Below are 24,128 nucleotides of genomic sequence, written 5' to 3'. Positions count from 1 at the left end.
TTTACCCGTCAGGACGGCTCGCGTCGACGCCGCTCCACCTTACGCGGACACCAATCTGGCTCATTGCCGGCGAAAACAGGTTAACGAATAGGAGATCAGGGCTTGGTTTTCTCGCTCACCTCATCGAAACGCCGCCAGAAACTCGGAGAAGACGCGCGCGAGTCTCGGGCCTCCGCCGTCCGCCGGGCGGTGGGGTGGTCGCTGGTGATCATCTACAACATGGTGGGCGCGGCGGACATTGCCTCAACGGTGATCGCCATCGATAGCGGCGCAGGCGTTGAAGCCAATCCGATTGTCGGCGCGATGATGATGCATGCGGGCGATAGCTGGATTTTCGCCAAGCTCGCCCTTCAAGGGTTGATCAGTTTCATGGTGCTTTGGTTTCCGCATTGGATCGTGCTGACCTTCTTTGCGGTGGCGACAGCGGGCAATGCGTGGATCGTCGCCAATAATTTCGCCATCGCCGGCGTGTTCTGATCAGCTTTTTTTCGATAGCCAGTCCGGGGCAGTTTCGAGCGCGATCATTTCCTCAAAACTCGGTCGGCGGCGAATGACGGCGTGTTGCGCGCCATTCACCAACACTTCCGGCACAAGCGGGCGAGTATTATATTGCGACGCTTGAACTGCGCCATAGGCGCCGGCGGACATGATCGCGGCGTAATCGCCCGCCGCGAATTCCGGCAAGGTCCGCTGCTTGGCGAAGAAGTCACTCGACTCGCAAACCGGTCCGACGACATCGTAGACAGTCTCTGGCGCGGATGCCTGCAGATGCACCGGCTTGATATCATGATGCGCGTCATAAAGCGCCGGGCGAATGAGATCGTTCATCGCAGCATCGACGATCAGGAATTTTCTCGCTTCGCCTTCCTTCACATAGATGACGCGCGTCACAAGGATCCCTGCATTGCCGGCGATCATGCGGCCGGGTTCGAAAACAAGGCGCACGCCAAGCGGTGTGGTCAGTTTTTTGATCAGGCCAGCATAGTCATCCGGGTGCGGCGGGGGCGCTGTGTTCCCATAAGGAATGCCAAGTCCGCCGCCCACATCGAGCCGGTCGATTGCGCAGCCATCGGCGCGCAGATCGGCGATCAATTGTGCAGCCTTCATGAAGGCGGCTTCAAAAGGCGCAAGGTTGGAAATTTGCGAGCCGATATGAAAATCGACGCCGACAATCTCGATGCCTTTTAAGTCGCGCGCATGGGCGTAAAGCGCGCGCGTTTCATTCCAGGCGACGCCGAACTTGTCTTCCTTGCGGCCGGTTGAGATTTTGTCATGCCCGCCTGCCGCGACATCGGGGTTGACGCGCAGGGCGACCGGGGCGCGTTCGCCCATGGATAGCGCAACTGCGTTCAAAGCTTCGAGTTCCGGCGCGGATTCCACATTGAACTGATAGATCCCGGCGGTGAGCGCGGCCTGCATTTCCTCGGCGGTTTTGCCGACGCCGGAAAAGACGATTTTCTCCGGCGCAATGCCGGCCCTCAGCGCGCGTTGCAATTCGCCGGCGGAAACAACGTCTGCACCCGCGCCTTCGCTCGCCAGAATGCGCAGCACTGCAAGGTTGGAATTGGCTTTGACTGAAAAAGCGACCAGCGGATCAGCGCCGGCGAAGGCGTTTGCAAAAACCTGCATATGCCGGCGCAAGGTCGCTTCAGAATAGACATAGAAAGGCGTGCCGACTGTCTCAGCAAGCGCTGCGACATCGACGTTCTCCGCAAACAGGCGGCCGTTCCGATAGTCGAAATGATGCACGAGTCTGTTACCGAGCCAGGGATAGTTGCAGTTGGGATTGTTCCTCGGGCTTGTCCGGCGCGCGCAAGGGCGCTTTTTTCCGCAAGCGGAAAGAGCGAACAACAAGGTGGCGGCGATCAAAATTGCGCGCATCGGTTTAGTCCTTTTCCAGAGCGGCGATCCAGCGTTGCGCTTCTCGCTTAACATTTTCCGGCGCAGTTCCGCCATAGGCTTTGCGCGAGGCGACGGACGCCTCGACGGAAAGCACATTGAAAATGTCGTCATTGATTTTCGGTTCGACGGTTTGCATGTCGGCGAGGGCGAGCTGGTCCAGGCGTTTGCCGGATTTTTCCGCAAGCGCCACGATCCGCCCCGTGACGTGATGGGCGTCGCGGAAGGGCATGCCGAGTTCGCGCACCAGCCAGTCCGCAATGTCGGTGGCGGTGGAAAACCCCCGCGCCGCCGCTTCTTTCATGGCCTCCCGGTTGGGGGTGAGGTCGCGCACCATGCCTGTCATCGCCGAAAGCGCCAGCGCCAGCGCATCCACGGCCTCAAAGGTCGCGGCCTTGTCTTCCTGCAAATCCTTGGCATAGGCGAGAGGCAACGCTTTCATCACCGTCAGCAGCGAATTGAGCGAACCATTGATGCGGCCGGTCTTCGCGCGCACCAGTTCCGCCGCATCGGGATTGCGTTTTTGCGGCATGATGGATGAGCCGGTGGAAAACGCGTCCGACAGCGACGCGAAGCCGAATTGCGGCGATGTCCACAAAACGATCTCATCGGCGATGCGCGACAGATGCACCGCGCAGATCGCCGCCGCAGACAAAAGCTCAAGCGCGAAATCGCGTGACGAGACGCCGTCGAGAGAGTTGGCGCAGGGGCGATCAAAGCCGAGCGTTTTGGCGGTGGCTTTGCGGTCGATCGGAAACGGCGTGCCCGCCAGTGCGGCCGAGCCAAGCGGGCATTCATTCATGCGCTCGCGCGCATCCATGAAGCGGCCGGCGTCGCGCGAGAACATTTCTACATAAGCGAGCAAATGATGACCGAAGGTCACCGGTTGCGCGGTTTGCAGATGCGTGAAGCCGGGCATCACGGCGTCGGCGTTTTCGGATGCGCGCTCGGCCAGCGCCGCCATCAGATCGCCGAGCCCGGCGGCGGCATCCTCGCAGGCGCCGCGGCACCAGAGGCGAAAATCGGTCGCCACCTGGTCATTGCGCGAGCGCGCGGTGTGCAGCCGCCCGGCAGGCTCGCCGACGATCTCTTTCAGGCGCGCCTCGACATTCATGTGAATATCTTCAAGCGCCGCAGAGAATTTGAAGCTGCCGCCCTCGATTTCGCTGGCGACCTGATCCAACCCCTTGGTGATGGCGGCGGCGTCGGCGCGGGAGATGATTCCCGCCTCCGCCAGCATCGCCGCATGGGCTTTTGACCCCTGGATGTCTTCGCGCCATAAACGCTTGTCGATATCGATGGAGGCGTTGATCGCCTCCATGATTTCAGCGGGCCCTTGGGAAAAACGGCCCCCCCACATTTGGTTTTCGGCTGGTTCGGATTTATCTGACATCAAGCAAGCAATTCGGTTGGAGCGACACACAGTGGATTTCATCAAACAGCCGCGCTTCTGGCTCCTCCTTTGGGGCGGGGCCGGCGCGGCGTTTCTCCTCTACGTCATCGTGAGCGCGAGCGTAAGCCCAAAGCCGGGTTCCGACGCCTCGAGCGCCGGGCCTTCGGCGCTGAATCACGACCAGGTGCTGCTTGAAGGGGAAATGGCGGATTTCACCTACGCCTTTCCGCCGCGCGGCGCGCCGCAGATTGCTTTCTCGCATGAGGGAGGGGACGTGACGCTCGCTGACTTCAAAGGCAAAGCCGTGCTGGTCAATTTCTGGGCGACCTGGTGCGCGCCCTGCCTGAAGGAGTTGCCGTCGCTAGACGCGTTGGAGCGGGATCTGGGTGGGGAAAACTTCGAGGTTGTGGCCATCGCCGCCGATCCGCGCGGTCCCGAAGTCGCGCAGGAATTTCTTGATCGCCTGAAAATTGAGCATTTAAAGCTCTATGCGGACCCGAATCTGCGTTTCACTTCGGCGATTGGCGGGGCGGATGTGCTGCCGGTGAGCATCCTTTTCGACGCCCAGGGCCAGGAAGTCGGCCGTCTCGTCGGTGAAGCGGACTGGTCGTCGCCTGAGGCGCGCCGACTTGTTGGTTCAGCGCTTCCCCGCAATTAGCTCAAACGCCTGATTGCTCACGGATTCTAGCCGGTTCATCGCAACAGACGCTCTACGCGGCGTACTGGGCGCGGCCTAGGCTTGTTCCGCCAATGCCGATATACCAAATGCAATGCATCTGGCCGCCAGAACCGCTCAATGCAGGGCGGATCGCGGCCAATCACTCAGGGGAACTGATCTTATGAAATTGTCGAATGTCTTGCTGGCGGGTGTCGCCGCGTTGGCGCTGGTGTCTTGCGGTAAAAAAGATGGGGCTGAAGGCCCGAAATCCGAGACCAGCGCCGCAGCGGCCAAGGCCGATGCGAAGTCACCGCTCGACAAGCGCTTCAGCCTGAAGGACGCCGGTCCGGTCGACCTTGACGCCTTGCTGGCGTTGCTGCCGGAAGGGTCGCGCCCGACCTACGAGACCGCCCGCTTTGATGATGCGCTCGGCGCCACTGTCGTCGAAAACCTGCGCTTTTCAGACGCCGATGACGGCGAAGGCGTATTGGTCAAGCGCGCTGAATTTTACGGCGTCGACATGGATGCAATAGAACGCGTGCGCGGCGCAGAAAAGGCGGGCCCCGATGCGCCGTTTGAAACCGTGTTTCAGAAAGTTCGTTTGCTCGACGTTGCTTCCGAGGGACTCGAGGAGGACGGCGAGGCTGTGCAGATGAACATTGGCGGCGTCGAGTTTGACAAACTGCAAGTCCGTCAAGGCGGCGCGGAAGGCGATGGCGTCGGTGAAGATGCGGCGCGGTTCATTAATGCGGTCAATCTTGCGGGGCTTTACTTCAAAGACATTTCCTTTGCGACGGAGTCGGCGGAATCGCCATCTGTGCAGATGGCGGCGCCGGACCTTCGCTTTGTCGGCATCGGCGGCGGCAAACTGAACGCCATTATCGCCAACAATCTTGAATATGAAATTTTGCAAAGCGCGGAGTCGCTGGCCGCTCTGCGTCAGTCAATGGGACCGCAAGGCGCGATTTTGTTTAACGGGCCGTTGGCGGCGCTGTTCGCGCCGGAAAATCAGCGGGTCAAGACTGAAACGCTGGAGTGGCGGGCAATCGACTTTTCCGGCCTCGTCGCCTGGGGACTGAAAGGCGAAAAGCCGCCGGTTTCGGAGACCGACCTCATCGACCTCGGGACGATGAAAGCCACCAAGATGGAATCCTATATTAATGGCAAGCGCGCCGCCACGGTTGGCGAAGCCAATATGACCGCGGGCGAATTCACTTGGCTTGCGCCATCCAATATCAAAGTGGATTCAAAAAACGCCGTCTATGATTTCACAGCCTATCTTCCGGCTACGGAGGAAGAAGCGCTGAAAGTGCTGAAGGACCATGGCCTGGACAAGGTCACGGGCGATGGCGCAGCGAGCTGGGTGTGGAATTCCAATACCGGCGCGGCCGATTTCAACTATGTGGCCAAGATGGACAAGGTCGTTGATTTGGACATGACCTTGGGCTTCGGCAATTTCAAACTCAAAGAGATTGCGGCTGCGATGGAAGAGGGCGATAGCGACGCAGTGTTGAGCCGCGGCGCATTCAAAAACTTCTCGCTCAAGATCGCGGATGAAAAAGCCCTGGACGCTGTGTTCGCCCTGGCCGGGTTGCAAATGGGCAGCAGCGGCGAGGAGCTTCGCGCCTCAGCCCCCACGATGATACGGCTTTCCGGCGGGCAGGTTGCTCAAATGAACCCGCGCATATCTGAATATGTGAACGCAGTGGCTGATTTTGTCGCCAAAGGCGGGTCGCTCGAAATTGCGGCGAAACCGGCGGAAGCAGTGCCGTTTGCAAAATTGCAGTCCACCGGGACGACCGCGCCGCAAACCATGCCGGATGTGCTCGATCTGAAGGTGACGCATAAGGAATAGGCCGTTAGGCTGATCGATATCCGGCCGCTGCTCCGCTATGCGCGGCGGCGGCCGGGGGACCTGGGGAGGTTCAAGCGCGCTGAGGGTTGAGAGCTTAGGGGATGTTACGCGGACGGATTGTGTTCGCGCCGGCGGTGGGCCGGAAATAGGGGAAACGGGGAGATGATCATGACCAATTTTGTTTCTATGCGCGGTGTTCGCAATGCGCTTTGCGCATCGGTCGCGGCGCTGGCGCTGCACGCCTGCGCGACAGGGCCGGCAAAGATTTTGACCGCAGAAGATTTGTTGTCTGCACCTTATTCCCTTTCAAAGGGCGCGCCCTTCGACGTCGATGCAATGTTCGGCGCGCTGCCGCAATGGGTGTCCGTCACTCACAATGGCGCCAGTTTCGATCCGGCGCTTGGCGGCATGGTGATCGATGATTTGACCATTGCTTTTGCGAGCGCGCCCGATGCGCGCCTTGTTGCAGATCGCGCGGTCATGTGGGGCGGCGACGCTGCCGCCGCGCAATCTGTTTTCGCCGGCGAAGCAAGTCTTACCGAAATGTCCGCGCTTTTTGATCGCCTGACCATCGAGGGGTTGCATTCGGAAGGCCTGCAATGGGAGGCCGGATCGGAAAATGCGTCGCTGTCGATCGGCAAGCTGGTCATCGACGGTCTTGCGGCCCGGTCATACGCGCTTGAAGACAAGGCTGGCGCCAATGAAGCTGCGCCGGTCCTCCGCAATATAGCCGCCGTGATGGGGGCCTTCGCTTATGACGGCGCCGCTTATTCGGATTTTGCATTCCGATTGAACAACAGCCGCGGCGACAATGTTGAAGTGGCTGTCGAGGAAGTGTTTTCACGCGGATACAATGCCGGCGCCCTCGACTTTGAAAGTGCGCGCAATATCTACGCCTTGATCAAGGGCGGCGGCGCATCGCTTGTTGAGGTTTCCGCTGAAAAGAAATCTGCGGTAACGAAAAACAATTCTTATGAGAAAATTCTGAACAAGCCGCCGGTCGAAACAGTCAATGAATTCATCCGACACCCTGCTGCATTTCTCGCGGAAGCGACGGGTGGCGGCGCGACCGAATATCAGATCGATCTTACGCAGTCGCGCGGTTCGGACATTAGCGGCGCTCTTGTCTGGCTTGCGCGCTGGGAGTTGCCGCCAATCACCGAAACGGATCTGATCGATCTCGGCATACAATCCATGCTTGGCTATCGCGAAACCTGGAATGGTTCGCCGGTCTACACGGTCGACGCCGTGAATATTGTTGCGTCAGATTTCTATTGGCTGATCCCGTCGAATTATAAGGCCGTCTATCAGGGCGTGACTTATGATTTCAATGTGCTGTTTGCGCAGATGCGCGATGGCATGGGCGCCGGTTTTGCGACGGAGGCTGCGCCGCAATTCGAGCAGATTATCGATAGTCTGACGGCGCTCGGTCTCGACCGCGTCACTGCGGATGGCGGCCTGTCCTGGCGCTGGGACGGTGAGACCGGCGACGCCTCGCTGGCGGAAGTCGTCGATGCGGCGAATGTCGCTTCCACAGGGTTTGATATTCAACTGGAAGGGCCGTCGCTTGCTCGTTGGGATGCGATGGTGCGCGAAGAAACCTCTCTCCAAAATGCGGCTGAGGAAATCGCCCTTAACGGGCTGGGCTTCGACATCACCGATAAAGGCATTGTTGAAAAACTGTTTGATTTCGCCGCCGCGCAGAACGGGGCGGGCACAGGTCCGGAAATGCGCCAGTCCGTTGTGGCTATGATGCGCCTTTCCGGCGCGCAAGGCGCTGAAGTGAACGCCCGCATACCTGCCTATGCGACGGCGGCTGCGAATTTTCTGGAGCAAGGCGGCACGCTTAGCCTGCTCGCCGATCCCGCCGCGCCTGTCACTATGGGTCAGTTGAAGGCGGCGTCACAAACCGCGCCGACGACCTTGCCGGATGTGCTGAATGTGACGCTGACGCATACAGAGTAAATTTTGAAAAACAAAAAACGGCCGCGCGAGAGGCGGCCGTTTTTTTTTGATCGGAAGTTGTTCCTAATCGTCGAGAACAAAAGTGACTTTCATTACGACGCGATATTCCTTGATTTTTCCCTTGTCGAGAATCAGCGACTGATCCTTGATCCAGGCGCCTTCGACATTTTTCAGAGTCTTGTTGGCGCGTTCGATGCCTTGTTCGATAGCGTCTTTAAAGCCTTTGCTGGAACCTGATATAATTTCCGTTACGCGTGCGACCGCCATAAATATTCTCCCATTTATTGATTATGTACGAGGACCCGCCTCGCGCGGCAGGGCGGATTAGAGCGGTTTTTTATGCAGTGCGCAAACCGTGCGGCCGGCTGACGGTAATTTAATAAAAGGCGTGATTATCGCGTGGGAACGGGTGTTTCGCCGGCATAGTCGTAAAAGCCGCGCCCGGTTTTGCGGCCCAGCCAGCCCGCCTCCACATATTTCACCAGCAAGGGACATGGACGATATTTTGAATCCGCCAACCCTTCATAAAGCACCTGCATGATTGCGAGACAAATATCGAGGCCGATGAAGTCGGCAAGCTCCAGCGGTCCCATGGGGTGGTTGGCGCCGAGCTTCATGCCGGTGTCGATGGCTTCGACAGAACCGACGCCTTCGTAAAGTGTGTAGATGGCTTCGTTAATCATCGGCATCAGGACGCGGTTGACGATGAAGGCCGGGAAATCCTCCGACACGGTCATAGTCTTGCCGAGGCTTGCGACGACGGCCTTTGTCGCTTCGAAGGTTTCTTTCGACGTTGCGATGCCGCGAATGACTTCAACGAGCTTCATCACGGGAACCGGATTCATGAAATGAATGCCGATGAAATTTTCCGGATGGTCTGTAGCGGCGGCAAGCCCGGTGATGGACAAGGATGAAGTGTTGCTGGCCAGAATGGCGCCGTCTTTCAGCGCGCCTTTCAGGCTGGCGAAGATTTGCTTTTTCACCGGCAGCACTTCGCTCGCGGCTTCAATGATGAGATCACATTCCGACAAAGCGGAGACTTCGGCGGCGGTTTTGATCCGCGCGAGCGCGGCTTTTTCCGTCGCTTCGTCAATCAGGCCCTTGGCGGATTGGCGTGCAAGGTTTTTGGCGATGGTGGAAAGCGCGGCCTCTAGCTGTCCGGCGCTGATGTCGTTGAGCACGACGTCATACTCCGCCGCAGCGAAAACATGGGCGATGCCGCGCCCCATCTGACCTGCCCCGATTACGCCTACGGTTTTTATTGTTGTCATGTTCCGCTCCGCCGACTGTCCGCTCTTATGGGTCGCGGATACTGCACCGCAACAAGAGTTTGAGCAAGGCCGGGCGGGGCTCAATCTCGGCGGCGAATTTCAGCGGCGAAGCACCCATGGGCGGCGTTATGGGCGTGCAAATAGGCGACTTCCGGGTTGCCAAAGGCGGCGTTTATGTCATCGGCGGCGAGGCCTTTCAGCGCGAGGCTGGCGCCGACCAGAATGCCCGCTGTGTTGAAATGGCGCAGGGCTATCGGCCGGCCCGTCAACACCGGCGGCACGTCATTGTCGTAAGTGGCGGCGGCATTTGCGTTCTCGCGCACATAAATCGCGTAGGCTGACCGGTAGGGCGTTTGCGCCTTATGGCTTTCATAATTCAGCAGCAGAACGGTTTCGCCGGGCTCGGCGTCGTCAAGCGTGATGCGGCACGGAAAGCCGGGTTTCGCCGTGGACTTTGAACGTATGACGCCGCGTTGTGCAAGCGCGTCGTCCGAAAGCTTGAAAAGCGGCGCGAATTCTTGCGGCGACAGGCCGGTGATGATGAAAGACATAGGCGGTGCTCCAGTTGATTGAGCTGTCCTTGTCCTTCGGTACCGCGCTCTTCGCCACCCGGTTCTTGCTGACGAAAAAAAGCCCCGCCAAAGCGGGGCTTTTTGATCTTCAATTTCGGATCACTCAGAGCGCGGATTCAAGTTCCGGCAGCGCCTTGAAGAGGTCGGCGACCAGGCCGTAATCGGCGACCTGGAAGATCGGCGCTTCTTCGTCCTTGTTGATGGCGACGATGATTTTCGAATCCTTCATGCCCGCAAGGTGCTGGATCGCGCCGGAAATGCCGACCGCGATATATAGCTCCGGCGCGACGACCTTGCCGGTCTGGCCGACCTGATAGTCATTCGGCACATAGCCCGCATCGACCGCCGCGCGTGACGCGCCGACCGCCGCGCCGAGCCTGTCGGCGACCGGGAAGATGTATTTCTCAAAATTCTCATAGGAGCCGAGGGCGCGGCCGCCGGAGATGACGATCTTTGCGCCGGTCAGTTCCGGGCGTTCGGACTTGGTCAGCTCTTCGCCGACAAAGGCGGACAGGCCGGGATTGGCTGCTGCGCCGACGGTTTCAACGCTTGCAGAGCCGCCTTCTTCCGCCGCCTTAAAGGCGGTCGCGCGCACCGTGATGACTTTCTTCGCATCGGAAGATTTCACCGTCTGCATGGCGTTGCCGGCATAGATTGGACGAACAAATGTGTCCGGCGCTTCGACCGCGACGATCTCGGAGATCTGCATCACGTCGAGCAAGGCGGCGACGCGCGGCATGACGTTCTTGCCGGTCGTGTCGGCGGATTTCAGGATCGCATCATAAGAATCGGCAACGGAGACAATCAGCGCCGCCAGATTTTCTGCGAGGCGGTTCTCATATTGCGCGTCGTCAGCATGCAGAACCTTGCGCACGCCGGCAATCTTGCCGGCGGCTTCTGCGGCGGCGGCGCAATCCTTGCCCGCGACGAGAATATCGATGTCGCCGCCAATGGCGGCCGCTGCGGAAACGGTCTTGTGAGTCGAGATCGCTAAGCGCTGTGTTGCGATGGTCGGCGATGACGAGGACAGCCATTAGAGCACTCCCGCTTCGTTTTTCAATTTGGAGACGAGTTCGGCGACATCGGCGACCTTCACGCCGGCCTCGCGTTTCGGCGGCTCGGTGACTTTCACCGTGGTGAGGCGCAGCGCGATATCGACGCCAAAATCACCGACTTCTTTCACGTCCAGCGGTTTCTTTTTCGCTTTCATGATGTTCGGCAGCGACGCATAGCGCGGCTCGTTCAAGCGAAGGTCGGTCGTGATAATGGCTGGCAGGTTCAACGAGATCGTCTGCAGGCCGCCATCGATTTCGCGGGTGACGCTGGCTTTGCCGTCCGCGATTTTCACCTCAGAAGCAAAGGTGCCCTGCGCCCAGCCGAGCAATGCGGCGAGCATCTGGCCGGTCTGGTTTGAATCGTCGTCGATCGCCTGCTTGCCGAGGATGACCAGTTCCGGTTTTTCTTCTTCCGTAACGGCCTTCAGCAATTTGGCGACGGCGAGCGGCTCAACCGTCTCCTCGGTTTTGATCAGGATCGCCCGGTCCGCGCCCATCGCCAGCGCCTGGCGCAACTGATCTTGCGCTTTTTCAGGTCCGATGGAGATCGCCACGATCTCGGTTGCTGTGCCGGCCTCTTTCAGGCGCACTGCTTCCTCGACGGCGATTTCGTCGAACGGGTTCATGGACATCTTCACATTGGCGAGATCGACGCCGGTCTGGTCCGATTTCACGCGTACTTTGACATTGTAGTCGATGACGCGTTTGACGGGCACGAGAACTTTCATCTGCGATGCTCCTCAAAGGGGCTGGAGGGAGCCGCGGCCGGTGGGTGGCCGGAACGGCGGCGTTTCGGGCCGGACCATAGTCGCGGGATTGTTAGGATTCAACGCCGTTAGGCGCCAATATTTTGCAGCGCAATGTCGGGGGTGTTTGCCGGGGGCGGTGATGGCGGCGGCGGTTTATGCGCCGCCTTTGCCCACGAGCCACAAAAACAGCATCATCAGGCCGATCGTGACCGCCTGCGCCGCGACGCGCATGCGCATCAGCTTGTTCGAATTTTCCTTGGCGAAGTTTCCGCCTTTGGCGAGCGAATAAATGCCGACGCCAAGAATAATCGCCGTTACGGCAAGACCAATAGGAATCAGGAAGAATACAAAGGCGTCCATGAAGGCGCTCCCAAATATTTCTATTATCAAAAAGCCTTGGCGGCTCTTGAGGGCAATATAGGGCGCGCCGGGGCGAAATGCTACTGTTCCCGGGGTGCGTCCGAGGGCAGCAGGCGCTTGTGCCAGGCCGGGAGGAACACGCCTTCTTCCTCAACGAAGTAGCTGGCGGGAATCGCATCGGCGCTGGTTTCGGCGTTTGCCGTCACCGGCCCTGCAAGGCCGTATAGATAGGCGCGGATATCGGCGTCTGCAGGCGCCTCCACCCCCAGGCCGCCTTCCTCGGGTGCGGCGACCATCGGCGGTTTCAGCTCATTGAGCGCGAAATCCATGCGCACGTCATAGGTCCGCTCAGCCTGGTAGCGCAGAAAGCGTTGGGCGTTATACCATTGCGCCTTGACGCTATCATCCGTGCACGCCTCAAACTCAGCGCCGCTGGCGCCCCATCGCCGCTCCGGGCAGTGATAGGGGTCGAAAGACATGTCCCACAAACGCTCCATCGCATGGGCGAGGGTGAGGCGCACCCGCGTCGCGTCAGAGCGCCGATAGGTGAACCTGCATGAGCTGTCTTCATCTTCGAACGCGGCGACAAGATCGCCGGCGAGATCATCACCGTCATAGGTGACGCCGGGCGCCCCGGTCGTTACGTCTTCGACCAGTCTTTGCATGTCGCGCCGCAGCTCGATGAAGCTGACTTTCAATCGCGCATCACGAGAAGGGGTCGAATATTCCTCCCACTCCCCATAGGTCCCGAAAATGTTTTCCGGCAATCTGGGCGGGTGCGGCTTCAAATGGGTGCGGGCACGATAAGCGGCGTCCACAGCGACTTTACGGGCTTTTAACGAGCCGCAGATCGTCTCCAGACCGAAGCGCAGTTCGTCAACGGGATCATAGGCGAAGCCCGGTGCAGCAAGTTTGCGGCGGACATAATCGTAATAATGCAGGGTCCGGTCCTGGAATTTGAATTCGCCATAATGCCAGACGCCCGAAGGATGCGGGACATTGCCGACATATTGCTCCATGGAGAAATCGGAGATCTCCGCATTTTTCGCCGCATAAAGTTTTCCGCCATGCAGGGAGCCGTCGGGATCGAGGCGCGCGCCATCGACGCGGATCGGCCGCCATGCCTTCAGGCCAGCGCCGAGCGCAGGTTTTGAGCGCATGAAATTAGGCCCATAAGCGGTGCGCGTCACCGAATTATCCGGGTGCGAAGCAACCACCAGCACGCGCCCGTCTTCCAGCACGTCGTAAATGATGCCCACATGGCCATAGATGTCATAAGCTAGAATGCCGGGTTTGACGGCGCCGCGCTCAATCTTCACCGGATAGAAATCATCATGACTGCCGCCACCGCCGGTTTCGGGGTCGGTGCGGAACATGGCGGTGGATACTTCGCCGCCAATGCGCGCAATGAAAGCGGGCGCGTTCGGGACGGAGTTCAGAATTTGCCGGCGCCCCGCCACGACATTGCCCTCGCTCGAGTAGCGCAAATCTTGCCGCGACCGGTCAGCGGTGCGCATGGCGTTCTGGTAGGAAAAGGGCAGGCCGTTTTTCCAAGCGTAATAGGCGCGCAGAATATAAGCCATGTCGGCGCAATCGCCGGGAAGATGCGGGTCGATAGCCGAGCGATAAGGATTGGCGTCGTCTTTGAGACAGGAATCGATGGAGGTGCAGTCCGAATGGCCGATCGCCGCGACAAACGCGGAAAACCCTGCCTCGTCCGCCGGACTCCATGCCGCTTTATGCACTTCCCAGGCTTTGCCGGTGTTGACGGCGGGCGGAATGACGCCCTGTTCCGCCATCGCATTGGCGAACAGCGTCCCCGCTCCACATACGGCCCCCGCCGCTGATTTCCACGACCAACCCATAAGCTCCTTTTTAACGCGGGGTTAACCGACTCGATAGGGGGCTGTTTTCTGGAAAAATTTCGGCGCCGGGCCGATCCGCAGCCCGAAAAATTGCGGATTTCGGCGTGGCGAACGCGAAAAAGCGACGTGTTTTCAATGGGGTAATGCGAAAAATCGGATTTTCAAGTCTGGCGCGGCGCTTTGTCCGTCACGATCTATAGGGCTCAAGGGCTGAAAAAGGGAGGCGATTATGGGCTTTGAATTATTTGTGGCGGTGCTGGTGGTGCTCGCCATTTTCCTCATGTTCAACACCGTCAAGGTGGTGCCGCAGGGCTATGAATTCACGGTCGAGCGTTTCGGCCGCTACACCAAAACCATGAAACCGGGCCTGCATTTCCTGATGCCGTTCATCGACCGGGTCGGCCGGCGGATGAACATGATGGAGCAGGTGCTCGACATTCCGGCGCAGGAAGTGATCACCCGCGACAACGCGCAAGTCTCGACTGACGCTGTCGCCTTTATCCAGGTGATGGATGCGCCGGCCGCCGCCTATGAGGTGCACAATCTGACGCGGGCCATTTCCAATCTGTCGATGACCAATATCCGTACCGTGATTGGTTCGCTTGATCTCGACGAAGTGCTGTCCAACCGCGACGACATTAATGAGCGCTTGCTGAGGGTTATCGATGCGGCGACGCAGCCCTGGGGCGTGAAGGTCACACGGGTTGAGATCAAGGATCTGGAGCCGCCTGCGGACATCACTGAAGCCATGGCGCGGCAGATGAAGGCGGAGCGCTTGAAGCGGGCGGAAATTTTGACGGCGGAAGGCGAGAAGCAATCCGCGGTGCTGCGCGCTGAAGGTGAAAAGCAGGCCGCCATTCTGGAAGCGGAAGGCAGAAAAGAAGCGGCCTATCGCGATGCCGAGGCGCGTGAAAGAGAAGCCGAGGCTGAAGCCAAAGCAACGCAGATGGTGTCGGAAGCGATTGCAAAAGGCGATGTTCAAGCGATCAATTACTTTGTCGCGCAGGACTATGTGAAAGCGTTTGAAAAGCTCGCCATCTCGCCGCAGCAGAAAACCGTCATCGTTCCTGCTGATATGAGCGCGCTTGTGGGCACCATCGCCGGTGTCGGCGCCTTGGCGAAAGAAGCGTTCGGCAAAGATGCGCCGCTCCGCTCGGGCGGATCGGTTCCTAGCGCGCAGTAACATTTACGCCGCCCGTCCCGGCTCTTGCGCCGGGATGGGCCGGCAATTGGAGAGGAGCATTAAGATGGAAGCTCTGATTACCTTTCTAACCGATATGCCGTTTTGGTATTGGTGGGTGTTTGCGCTTGTTCTGCTTGTGATCGAACTGGCGACCGGATCCACCTATTTCTTCTGGCCGGCTGTAGCGGCGTTTGTCGCTGGTCTTGTGGACATCTGGCCTCTTGACGGCGCATGGCAGATGCAACTGGTGGTGTTTTCCGCAGTCACGATCGTGTTGTCTATTTTTGCGCCGCCCTATGTGAAGCCATGGCTGCATAAGACGCAGGCGGATCATCTCACTTTGAATGAACGCGGCGCGCAAAAGGTCGGGCGTCAAGTCAATGTGGAGGTGGCGTTCGTCAACGGCGCAGGCAAGGTGCGCCTCGGCGATACGCTATGGCTGGCCGAAAGCGAAGACGGGCGAAACCATGCAGAAGGCGCGGTGGTTGAAGTGACGCGCGCAGAAGGCACGAAGCTTTATGTGAAGGCGACGGCTTAGCGCCGGCTGGTTCTGGCGCGAGGCCGGGGGGTGACTTCATCCGGGTGCTTAATTGAATTGGGATGCGCCGACGGCGTGTCCTAATTTCTGTTAACCAGCGCTTCAGGCATTCGCAGTTATGCTGACGGTGAAGGGAATGCAAGCAGTGCTTGCAAAGCAGACAGCGCTGCGGGGGCGTTATGAAGTCGATTACAATCAGAAATGTGCCGGCGGAAACGCACCGGCGATTGCGTATTCGCGCAGCCAGGAATGGCCGTTCGCTGGAGGGTGAGTTGCGCGCGCTTTTGGGCGCTATCGCGCAGGTCAATGCTGAGCCGTCGCGGCCGGAAGCACGGGCTCGTCCGGCGGGGGATGCCATCAACCTCACCAATCGCGATGTTGCTATTGATGTGGCGAGCGCGCGCCAAAAAGTGCGCCAGATTCTCGAAAGAGAAGCCGAATAGCCCCGTTTTACAAGGCTATTTGCGACTTTCAAAAAACTACGTATACAGATAGATGTGCGTGCGCTGTGCTTCGCGCTTTTCTGGCGACAAAAGCCGGCGCCCAAAAATGGGCGCCGGCTTTTGCCTGCTAGTGCGGCTGCCGGTTCCGGGCGCAAGGCTTCCCCTGCGCCCGGAACCGGGCCTCCTCCCTATTCGAGAATCGGTGCGGCGGTGTCCGGCAGGTCCGGCCAGCCGGAAGAATGCTGGGTGTTGTTGCCACGGAACATCGCCTCGATATGGCGGATGAGGCCGTCCTGAACCTTGAAGACTTCAAAAACGACCGACTCGTTATTGTCCGGATAATCCGGCGGCGCGGTGAAATGGCCGATGCCCATGACGACGCCGCGTTCAACATCCGCGATGTAGATGCGCCGATTTTTTACCGGCCATTTGATGCGCGGGTTCTCAAATTCCGTGCCGCAGCTGCCGGGCAGCATGGCTGAGTTGACCGTCATCGTTGCGAGCTCGTAACGCTGGCATTCCGGGTGGAATGGCGTCTTCTTGTAGTCCAGCGTGCCGGAGACGACGTCGAAATATTGGTTTGCGACCGTGATAAGTTCCTCGCGCGGGACCCGCTCGTCCTCTGGCAAGTATGTGTCGAAGATGCGATCTGAAAGATGCATGGAGGCGGCTGGCGTGCCGCGCAGCGTGCCGTCAAATGCGATCTCTTCGATCTCGGTAATGCTCATGTCTTCGACTTTCAGGCGAAGCATGTAGAACCACCACTTTTCCGCATCGCGCGTCGGCGTGTTGGTCACCGTGGCGAGCATAACGGCTGAGCCGGTGTCCGGATCCACGAAAACCTGGCGATAGGGGATGCGGTTGATCTCGCCCCACACCATGCCTTTGCCGAGCTTTGCTTTCTCGCCATTGGAGGTAATGCGGACGTTTTTTGCGGTCTTGATCCTGTCTGTTTTGTTTAAAATCAGATTGTCAGTATAGGCCGTCATGACTTCAAGCAGGCAACGCCGGTCACACTGATCGGCTTGTGCAAAGGCGCTTGCCGGGGTGAGCGTCGCGATCAGTGCGGCGGTAATAGCTGCGAGCCGTCGCGGCGCGCCATTCTTAAAGTCAGCAATCATTCCAGTGCTCCCTAAAACACATCTTTTGTTGTTTGGAGATTTAGAAGCGTGCAGCGTCGACGGTATTGCGCCTGATCATCCCCAGTCGGCCCTGTTCGGCGCCGCAACGGGTGCGACCGAGCCAATGGGCATTCTTACCGCGCTGGCCGGGACACTGCTAATTTGGGAGCGTGTTGACTGTGATTAAGAAATTACGTCGCGCAGCGCAGCATTTTATCTGGCGGCGCATCATATTTGCGCAATCTAGTAGTAGGCCCGGCGGCGGCGAGTCTCGGAACTCGTAAGGGTGCGGCCGATCGGCCAAAGCGCGAAGCCGGCAAGCTTTAGATGCGCCCAGGCGAAAGGCAGGCCGATAATGGTGACGCCAAGAAAGAAGGCGGCGACCACATGGCCCAGCGCCAGCCACCAGCCCGCAAGCACAAGCCAGATGATGTTGCCGAGGAAACCCAGCGGCCCTGTCCCTACTTCTTCGCCATACAGAATTTCGCGATTGATCGGCTTTGCGCCAAACGGCCATAGCGTATAGACGCCATTGTCAAAGGCGGCGCGCGCCCATGGCAGGCCGATGATTGAGATCGCCATGAAGAATGCCGCCAGGAACCAGCCAAGCGCCGCGACCGCGCCGCCAAGCGCCAGCCAGAGTATGTTCAGCACAAGCGAGACAAGCGACATCGAGCTTTCGTCGCGCAGCGGATGTTCCGGGTACATAGGGCGTCTCCTTCGTTAGTCAGGATATAGGCCTAAATGGGCCCGGCGCCATGCATTTCGCCGCACAAACGCAACCGTCCGGCGTGTTCAGCGTCTCACTAAAAGGCGATCCAGCGCGAACCGGTCATATTCTTTGAAAAAGATGATGATGAGAGAGGCGACCGCCACGGTGGTGGACGGGAAAAACAGCAATTTACTGGTCTCCGGCGTCAACAGGTAAAGACCCAGAGGATCGGCCAGGTATTTCCAGATCGCCGCCGCGCCGCCGACCAGGATGACCGCTTGAACCGGGTAAATGATCACGCGGAAGAGGCCCAGAATGACCAGCGCGCCGAGGGCGATCTGCCCATAGGCCAAAGGAAGGATTAAACTCTCGGCGCTGATCATGCCGCCATAGTATTTTTCCGAAAGGCCTACCGCCGTTTGCGGCGTCATTACGCGCAGGACGCCCCAGATGATGAGAAGCGCGCCGGTTGTTGCGCGCAAGGCGAGTAACAGAACAGCTTTCATGGAATGCCCCCAGAAATTTCCGATTTTCAAAACAATAAACGCATGGGACGCTTGCGGTCACATCACAATTGAGAGGGCGGTTGGCGCCATGGGAGCGCCATGTGGGCGCCGCAATTACATGGTGAACTCGGCGCCATGAAATCGGCTTTGGCATTTCTTGCGGCGAGCATGTGTTGTTTTGCAGCGATCGCGCACGCCCAGCGCCCGGCGACGCTAACCAGCGACACACCATCCAGTTTCGGCGCGCAGCTGTCAGAGGCGGCGGTCGCGCGAACGGAGCAAGAGATTGTTTATGACGCGTCCTATGTGAGGCTCGCTTATCCGATGGGTGACGTGCCGCCGGACCGGGGTGTTTGCGCCGATGTTCTCGTGCGCGCCTTGCGCGCCCTTGAGATCGATCTTCAGGTCTTGGTGCATGAGGATATGCGCGCAAATTTCAGCGCCTATCCCGCACATTGGGGGCTTGAGCGCCCCGACAGGAATATCGATCACCGGCGCGTTCCCAATCTTGAAACGTTCCTCACCCGCGAAGGCGCAAAATTGCCGCCAAGCGCGAATGCTGCGGACTATTTGCCCGGCGATATTGTTGCGTGGAATTTGCGCGGGGATGCGGGGTGGCTGCCGCATATCGGGATCGTCACGGACCGCATCGGCCCGACAGGGCGCCCTATGGTTGTTCACAATATCGGAGCGGGGCCGAAGCTTGAGGACGTGCTGTTCGATTGGCCGATAACCGGGCGCTATCGCGTCAGCGCCGATCTGTTGAGGGCGCACACTTAGGAACTGCAACGGCGATTTTCAAGAATTGATCCGGCTTGAATTTTTGCGCAAGAGTCGCCGCCTCGGTGCGGATCCTGCGCCGTTTTCAAAAAAATTTCAGGAGGCGCATATGCGCAAGGTTCCTTTAGGCCGGTCTGGCCTTGAAGTCTCACGGCTTGGTTTTGGCTGTATGGGGCTCGCAGAGTTTTATGGCGATGCCTTGTCCAACGGGGCTGCGGAGGTGCTGCTTGATGCGGTGCTCGCGCGCGGCGTGAATTTTCTCGATACGGCGGATATGTATGGCGCCGGCCGCAATGAAGAGCAGCTTTCCGGATTTTTGAAGAAACATCGAAGCGACATCGTACTGGCGACAAAATTCGCCATTCAGCGCGGCGAGGGCGGTGACTGGCTCGGTCTGTCGAACGATCCGGCCTATATAAAAAACGCCTGTGACGCCTCACTGAAACGCCTCGGCGTCCATGTGATCGATCTCTATTACATGCATCGGCGCGACCCCGCCGTACCTATCGAAGACTCGGTTGGCGCAATGTCTGACCTGGTCAAGGCGGGCAAAGTGCGCGCCATCGGCCTGTCCGAAGTCAGCGCCGATACGTTGAGAAAAGCCAACGCGGTGCATCCCATTGCGGCGGTGCAGTCGGAATATTCCATCATGACCCGCGACATGGAAGCGGAGATCATACCCGCTTGCCGGGAGCTTGGCGTGGCGTTTGTCGCTTACTCGCCGCTTGGACGGGGAATACTGACCGGCGCCTATCGCAAGCCGGAAGATTTTTCCGCCGATGATTTCCGTGCGTCAACGAGCCCGCGTTTTCAGGGGGAGGCGATGGAGCAAAATGTCATGCTCGTCGACCGGCTTGCGGAAATCGCTATGCACAAAGGCGCGAGCCTCGCCCAGATCGCGCTTGCCTGGGTGCTGGCGAAAGGCGACGACATTATTCCCATTCCTGGCACCAAAAAGCTTGCGCGGTTAGAAGAAAATATCGGCGCGCTCAATGTGACGTTGGCTGAAGAAGACATTGCCGCGATCGAAGCGGCGGTGCCGCCGGAAGCCGTCGCCGGTGCGCGCTATCCGACCGGGTCGCGCGCCTCCTTCTTGAACACTTAAGCTCGCGCGAGGCCAAGCTCGGCGATGATGTCTGAGGGAGATTTTCCCTTCTGTCGCAAGGCCTTCAGCGTCGCCGCCTTGTCGCGTTTGGCGAGGCGGCGGCCATTGTCATCCGTCAACAGACGATGATGGCGGTAAAGGGGTTCGGGCAAATCTAGCAGGGATTGCAGCAAGCGGTGCAGATGCGCTGCGTGATATAAATCCTCGCCGCGAATGACATGGGAAATCCCCTGTACGGCGTCATCATGGACAGAGGCGAGATGGTAGCTCGTGCCATTGTCCTTGCGGGCAATCACCGGGTCGCCAAAAATCTCTGGCGTGGCTTTGATTGTTCGCAGGCCATCCGGCGTTTCTTCCGTGAATGAAAGCGTGTCGAAAGCATCGCCCAAATATTTTCTTGCGGCCACTGTCGATAATCGCCACGCAAAAGGCGCGCCTTCCGCCAGCAAATACCGCTCTTCAGAAGCAGGGAGCGGCCCGCCCACATAGGCAGGTCCTTCCGGTCCCTCAGGCGCGAAATGCGGGGCGCGGGCGATTTCGTCGGTGATCTCCTTGCGGGTTTTAAAGCAGCGATAAACGAGGCCTTTCTCGCGCAGCGTGTTCAGAGCGGCGGCGTATTCATCGAAATGTTCCGATTGCCGGCGTGCGGGGGTTTCCCAGGTGAGTCCCAGCCAGGCGAGATCGTCATAGATCGCCGTCTCGAATTCCGGTTTGCAGCGGATCCGGTCGATGTCTTCGATGCGCAGAAGAAAGCGCCCGCCAGCGGCTTCCGCCGCGCGATAGGCGGTGAGCGCCGAAAAGGCGTGGCCGAGATGCAATAGCCCTGTCGGCGAGGGGGCGAAGCGGGTGACGAGTTTGCTCATGCAACCGTTTTAGCGCGTTCTTTCGCCGGCGAAACCGTGGAGCCTATAAACAAGGCGTTAACCATGAATTTCTATTCTCCGCTGGAATTCATTGCAAACCTTCAGTGGGAAACCGGCTCATGGCGCTCGCGGAAAAAGCTTCTCCTTACGATCTCGATGTCGCCCGCGACATGCAGATCGCCAGCAAGCGTTACGGCGCCAGCTTCGGCAAACAGGTCGGCGATTTTCTCGCCTTGCGCATGGCTGGCGCCGGGATGAGCTTTGAAGAATATATTTATTACGGGCTCTATGCTCATCAGCGCTCGGACTATCCCGCTTATATGGGCGACCAGCGCGCCCGCGCTGCATTCTATATCGCCAACGACCTTCGCAACTGGAACGATGCAGAAGACAAGGTCGCGTTTTTTGAGCGGATGGTTGAGGCAGGGTTGCCGACGCCGCGCATTGACGCTGTCGCTCATAAGACTCGCGAGGTTGGCGGGGTTTCCATGCTGCGCGATGCTGACGCCGTCGCACGCTATCTTGAAGGCTGTGCATTGCCGCTATTTGGCAAGCCGGCTGTCGCCAGTCACGGGGACGGCGCGGTGAAACTCGTTGCGCGTGAAGGCGATAGGCTGACGCTCGCCGGCGGCGACTGCGCCATCGCTGAGATGGCGGCGGAGGTTGCGCCTTATCTTGAAAAAGACGGCTTCGTCTTTCAGGAAGTCTTGTCGCCCCATGCTGCAATTGCGGCGATTACCGGCCAGCGGATCGCCACATTGCGATTGATGGTTTGGCTCGGTCCCGACGGGCCGGTTGTGCGCGAGGCGGCGTTGCGTCTTCCAGCCGGCGATCACTTTGTCGATAATTTCCGCCGCGCGGGCAATCTGGTCGCTTATGCGGACCGCGATACGGGCGTGCTTGGCCCTGCGCGCCGCGGCGTTGGCGTTGCGACCGAAACCCTGGACGCTCATCCCGATAGCGGCGCGGCCATCGCCGGCGTCGCTTTGCCCGACTTCGCGCAGGCGAAAGAATTGGCGCAGCGTGCGGCGATGGTGTTCCCGAGCCTTCACATCCAGTCATGGGATGTTGCGCTCACTGACGCGGGCCCGTCACTGCTCGAAGTCAATCCCGGCGGGAACTTCAATATCATTCAACTCGCTTCCGGGCGCGGCGCCTTCGATCCTGAATTCCGCGCCTTTCTTGAATGGTGCATGAAAGAAAACGCCGGCGCAAAATCAAATCCCAAAGCACTTAATCAGGCGCGCAAGCTGCTGAAACTGTCCTGATTGCAGCCGCCTCGCGCGCACGCTTCTCTCCCGAACAAGTTTTTGCTACCCTTTAACTGAGGGGCGGCGATGAGTGAAGATTTAGAAGACGGTGACGGCGAGACTGCCGATGATGCGGGCGTATCCATAGCGGCCGTATCGGCTGTCGGCGCAGCATACTACGCAGCGGCGGCCAAGCGCGCGTATGAGGCAAAGCACTCTGGACCGTTCTGGCCAGCGGCTTTCTTGATCTGTCTTTATTTGTCTGTGTTCTGGTCGGCCTGTCCTTTCGAGCGTCGCAACATCGTGGTGTAGTTTGCAGCCTATGGCGCATCTGTTTGCTAAAGGAGGCAATCACGCCGTATTTCGGTAAGCAGCGGCTGCATCGATTCTTTAATGTCTGAAACAAGTTGCTGTTGCGGGGCCAGAACCTGGTTCAAGTCCAGCAATTTCTGAAGTTCTTGCGAGTTGCCTCTTCTGCACGCGTCGAGCAGTTCGCTTTTAAACTCTTTGTCTTCACGGCTTTGAGTCATGGCTTTGTAAGCTCGCTTAAACTTCCCTTTCCGCAGTTTCCCTACAAGCTGGCAAGCGACCATTGTGTTGTTATCCCTTAGAGAGGTCAGCCTGCTGTCAAGGCGATCGATGAGTGTGGTCGCGGCGGAGAAAGAGAAGCTTATCCGATTGCAGCGTTCCTCACGATCATTTGTTATTGTGCCAATAGTATTAAGAGTGTTTGTGTTATCCGTGGCCGCGTCTGCGGCGTAGCCAGCGAGCGCTGACACCGTCGTAAGATCGGATTGTGCCTCCATCAGATCCTTTTTGACGGCCTCCAATTCGGTGTCTCCCGAATGTTCAGATTTCGGGCTTGCTAAGTGAGCGTTCAAGGTGGCTGCCAGGGCATCTAGCCTTTCATTCAAACGAGCGGTTTCTTGCTTTGCAGCTTGTTCAAAATAAAATGCATTCCACATCCCCTGCTCGTTATTCCTTGGAGCGTTTTGGTAGTGAATATTATAAAGCTGCGGATAGAGGGCGGGCATGATCAAGTGAGTCTGTTTTTGTGGAATGCCTTGTTGCCTCAATTCTTTCAATAAGCTCTCCTGCATCGCAGCAATTATCTCGTAATCTGTAGTGCGACGGTTTTCTTGCTGGGCGCTCATTTCGATTTCGTGGATTGTTTTACTTGGGGCATTGGCGGCCGTTAGGCCTAAAGTGCCGCTTACGCCAAGCAAGGATGCTCCTTGCGCCAGAAGGTTTTTGAAACGGGCGGCTTTTTCCTGAAAATGTTCAGGCGGAAGCCTCCAGTGGTAGAAAAACAAAATAAAGAAAAAAACGGTCGCCAAACCTAAATCAATTGCGAGCACCATTTTTGCGTTGAATCCGTTGCAAAAAGGGTTCTTGCGAATGCTATCGGTGTCGGATGCGGAGGTTTCATTGGTTGCGCTTGTGGGCTGCGTGACGTTGCGCACCTCGTAACAGTCATATGAAAACCCGATGGCTGCAGTAGCGATCAGGATGATCGTTGTCGCGGAGATCCCAATGAGAATGGTGCGGCGCTTATCATCGATCAACGCAAGGCAGAACAGTTTCATTCGAAGAAACGCGTAAAGCAATAGAAAGAGAATGCCGTCGAAGAGCGTCCAGAGTAACAAGAAGGCTGCGCCTATTCCTGCAGGAAACAGCCTAAAAAGGCGCCACCAGAAACTTGGTGACGGTTGTGCCGCAAAAGCGTACAGCGCGCGCCACGTTTGTAACGTTCGATGGCGTAATCGCTTGGGTAAGCGCGCCAGCCGATTTCGGATTAGCGTTTTTTTGTCATTTAGATTGTCGTCTTGCGGGTTTAGGCCGTCCATGAAGATGACGGATGCGAGAGAGATAATAGTGATGGCGATTAAAATCAGACAGATGATCTGGTAAAGAGATATGGTCGAACCCCAATGGTCGAGATCATGCGTAAAATGTGGCAGTAAGAAATTTCGCTGCATATTATG

General features: G+C 58.3%; 24 protein-coding genes and 1 pseudogene. 11 read left to right on the top strand and 14 right to left on the bottom strand.

Going from position 1 to position 24,128, the window contains the following annotated elements:
• The first annotated feature begins 102 nt into the window (after positions 1-102).
• A complete protein-coding gene (locus tag AC0L8G_RS01135; RefSeq protein ID WP_473386149.1) occupies positions 103-477 on the top strand; it encodes a hypothetical protein in 375 nt (124 codons plus the stop codon).
• Here the strand turns inward: AC0L8G_RS01135 and lysA are convergent, their stop codons facing one another.
• Both lysA and argH read right to left on the bottom strand, forming a co-directional pair.
• Positions 478-1,749 (bottom strand): diaminopimelate decarboxylase, encoded by a 1,272-nt coding sequence (gene lysA, locus AC0L8G_RS01130; protein WP_473388929.1) that lies wholly within the window; start codon positions 1,747-1,749, stop codon positions 478-480.
• Positions 1,750-1,885: 136 nt separating this feature from the next.
• Positions 1,886-3,292 carry an argininosuccinate lyase gene (gene argH, locus AC0L8G_RS01125; protein WP_473386148.1) on the bottom strand — a complete coding sequence of 469 codons (1,407 nt, stop codon included), beginning with the start codon at positions 3,290-3,292 and terminating at the stop codon, positions 1,886-1,888.
• Between the two features lie 31 nt (positions 3,293-3,323).
• Between argH and AC0L8G_RS01120 the strand changes: the two genes are divergently transcribed.
• From AC0L8G_RS01120 to AC0L8G_RS01110, 3 genes are all read left to right on the top strand, one after another.
• On the top strand, positions 3,324-3,950 hold the full coding sequence (locus AC0L8G_RS01120; protein WP_473386147.1) for a TlpA family protein disulfide reductase: 627 nt from the start codon (positions 3,324-3,326) through the stop codon (positions 3,948-3,950).
• Positions 3,951-4,131: 181 nt separating this feature from the next.
• Positions 4,132-5,805 (top strand): hypothetical protein, encoded by a 1,674-nt coding sequence (locus AC0L8G_RS01115; RefSeq protein WP_473386146.1) that lies wholly within the window; start codon positions 4,132-4,134, stop codon positions 5,803-5,805.
• Between the two features lie 168 nt (positions 5,806-5,973).
• Positions 5,974-7,770, top strand: a complete 1,797-nt coding sequence (locus AC0L8G_RS01110) for a hypothetical protein (protein WP_473386145.1) — start codon at positions 5,974-5,976, stop codon at positions 7,768-7,770.
• A gap of 63 nt (positions 7,771-7,833) precedes the next feature.
• Here the strand turns inward: AC0L8G_RS01110 and AC0L8G_RS01105 are convergent, their stop codons facing one another.
• From AC0L8G_RS01105 to AC0L8G_RS01075, 7 genes and pseudogenes are all read right to left on the bottom strand, one after another.
• Positions 7,834-8,037 carry a dodecin family protein gene (locus tag AC0L8G_RS01105; protein WP_473386144.1) on the bottom strand — a complete coding sequence of 68 codons (204 nt, stop codon included), beginning with the start codon at positions 8,035-8,037 and terminating at the stop codon, positions 7,834-7,836.
• Between the two features lie 125 nt (positions 8,038-8,162).
• The gene (locus AC0L8G_RS01100; protein ID WP_473386143.1) at positions 8,163-9,041 is read right to left on the bottom strand and encodes a 3-hydroxybutyryl-CoA dehydrogenase; all 879 of its coding nucleotides are present in this window, start codon (positions 9,039-9,041) and stop codon (positions 8,163-8,165) included.
• An 80-nt stretch (positions 9,042-9,121) separates the two neighbouring features.
• Positions 9,122-9,592 (bottom strand): DUF1203 domain-containing protein, encoded by a 471-nt coding sequence (locus tag AC0L8G_RS01095; RefSeq protein WP_473386142.1) that lies wholly within the window; start codon positions 9,590-9,592, stop codon positions 9,122-9,124.
• 124 nt (positions 9,593-9,716) lie between these two features.
• Positions 9,717-10,647: pseudogene (locus AC0L8G_RS01090) on the bottom strand (electron transfer flavoprotein subunit alpha/FixB family protein).
• Entirely contained in the window at positions 10,647-11,396 is a 750-nt protein-coding gene (locus tag AC0L8G_RS01085; RefSeq protein WP_473386141.1) for an electron transfer flavoprotein subunit beta/FixA family protein, read from the bottom strand. Before AC0L8G_RS01085 ends, AC0L8G_RS01090 begins: the two are co-directional and overlap by 1 nt.
• Before the next feature lie 174 nt (positions 11,397-11,570).
• A complete protein-coding gene (locus AC0L8G_RS01080; protein ID WP_473386140.1) occupies positions 11,571-11,777 on the bottom strand; it encodes a twin transmembrane helix small protein in 207 nt (68 codons plus the stop codon).
• Positions 11,778-11,857: 80 nt separating this feature from the next.
• Complete coding sequence (locus AC0L8G_RS01075) at positions 11,858-13,642, bottom strand: hypothetical protein (RefSeq protein ID WP_473386139.1); 1,785 nt, start codon at positions 13,640-13,642, stop codon at positions 11,858-11,860.
• A 229-nt stretch (positions 13,643-13,871) separates the two neighbouring features.
• Between AC0L8G_RS01075 and AC0L8G_RS01070 the strand changes: the two genes are divergently transcribed.
• The 3 genes from AC0L8G_RS01070 to AC0L8G_RS01060 all read left to right on the top strand — a co-directional run bounded on the left by AC0L8G_RS01070 (position 13,872) and on the right by AC0L8G_RS01060 (position 15,806).
• Complete coding sequence (locus AC0L8G_RS01070) at positions 13,872-14,825, top strand: SPFH domain-containing protein (protein WP_473386138.1); 954 nt, start codon at positions 13,872-13,874, stop codon at positions 14,823-14,825.
• Between the two features lie 64 nt (positions 14,826-14,889).
• Positions 14,890-15,363: an NfeD family protein gene (locus tag AC0L8G_RS01065; protein WP_473386137.1), complete on the top strand. Its 474-nt coding sequence runs from the start codon at positions 14,890-14,892 to the stop codon at positions 15,361-15,363.
• A gap of 179 nt (positions 15,364-15,542) precedes the next feature.
• Positions 15,543-15,806, top strand: a complete 264-nt coding sequence (locus AC0L8G_RS01060; protein ID WP_473386136.1) for a FitA-like ribbon-helix-helix domain-containing protein — start codon at positions 15,543-15,545, stop codon at positions 15,804-15,806.
• A gap of 188 nt (positions 15,807-15,994) precedes the next feature.
• On the opposite strand, the gene AC0L8G_RS01055 is transcribed toward AC0L8G_RS01060, so the two are convergent.
• The 3 genes from AC0L8G_RS01055 to AC0L8G_RS01045 all read right to left on the bottom strand — a co-directional run bounded on the left by AC0L8G_RS01055 (position 15,995) and on the right by AC0L8G_RS01045 (position 18,145).
• The gene (locus AC0L8G_RS01055) at positions 15,995-16,927 is read right to left on the bottom strand and encodes a DUF8021 domain-containing protein (protein WP_473386135.1); all 933 of its coding nucleotides are present in this window, start codon (positions 16,925-16,927) and stop codon (positions 15,995-15,997) included.
• A 243-nt stretch (positions 16,928-17,170) separates the two neighbouring features.
• Complete coding sequence (locus AC0L8G_RS01050) at positions 17,171-17,599, bottom strand: YccF domain-containing protein (protein ID WP_473388928.1); 429 nt, start codon at positions 17,597-17,599, stop codon at positions 17,171-17,173.
• 123 nt (positions 17,600-17,722) lie between these two features.
• Positions 17,723-18,145: a hypothetical protein gene (locus AC0L8G_RS01045; RefSeq protein WP_473386134.1), complete on the bottom strand. Its 423-nt coding sequence runs from the start codon at positions 18,143-18,145 to the stop codon at positions 17,723-17,725.
• A 135-nt stretch (positions 18,146-18,280) separates the two neighbouring features.
• On the opposite strand from AC0L8G_RS01045, the gene AC0L8G_RS01040 reads away from it, so the two are divergent.
• Both AC0L8G_RS01040 and AC0L8G_RS01035 read left to right on the top strand, forming a co-directional pair.
• The gene (locus AC0L8G_RS01040) at positions 18,281-18,925 is read left to right on the top strand and encodes a DUF1287 domain-containing protein (RefSeq protein ID WP_473386133.1); all 645 of its coding nucleotides are present in this window, start codon (positions 18,281-18,283) and stop codon (positions 18,923-18,925) included.
• 109 nt (positions 18,926-19,034) lie between these two features.
• On the top strand, positions 19,035-20,030 hold the full coding sequence (locus AC0L8G_RS01035) for an aldo/keto reductase (RefSeq protein WP_473386132.1): 996 nt from the start codon (positions 19,035-19,037) through the stop codon (positions 20,028-20,030).
• Here the strand turns inward: AC0L8G_RS01035 and gluQRS are convergent.
• Positions 20,027-20,893 carry a tRNA glutamyl-Q(34) synthetase GluQRS gene (gene gluQRS / locus AC0L8G_RS01030; RefSeq protein WP_473386131.1) on the bottom strand — a complete coding sequence of 289 codons (867 nt, stop codon included), beginning with the start codon at positions 20,891-20,893 and terminating at the stop codon, positions 20,027-20,029. The two genes, AC0L8G_RS01035 and gluQRS, sit on opposite strands and share 4 nt — an antisense overlap.
• Positions 20,894-21,012: 119 nt before the next feature.
• Here gluQRS and AC0L8G_RS01025 point away from each other — a divergent pair, with 119 nt between their 5' ends.
• Both AC0L8G_RS01025 and AC0L8G_RS01020 read left to right on the top strand, forming a co-directional pair.
• On the top strand, positions 21,013-22,161 hold the full coding sequence (locus AC0L8G_RS01025; RefSeq protein ID WP_473386130.1) for a sugar-transfer associated ATP-grasp domain-containing protein: 1,149 nt from the start codon (positions 21,013-21,015) through the stop codon (positions 22,159-22,161).
• Positions 22,162-22,230: 69 nt separating this feature from the next.
• On the top strand, positions 22,231-22,455 hold the full coding sequence (locus AC0L8G_RS01020) for a hypothetical protein (protein ID WP_473386129.1): 225 nt from the start codon (positions 22,231-22,233) through the stop codon (positions 22,453-22,455).
• A 26-nt stretch (positions 22,456-22,481) separates the two neighbouring features.
• Here AC0L8G_RS01020 and AC0L8G_RS01015 read toward each other — a convergent pair whose 3' ends face one another.
• A complete protein-coding gene (locus AC0L8G_RS01015) occupies positions 22,482-24,122 on the bottom strand; it encodes a hypothetical protein (RefSeq protein WP_473386128.1) in 1,641 nt (546 codons plus the stop codon).
• Positions 24,123-24,128: the final 6 nt, after the last annotated feature.

This window comes from Hyphococcus sp. D3-15, assembly GCF_055809375.1.
This window is presented reverse-complemented; position numbering and strand designations above follow the sequence as displayed.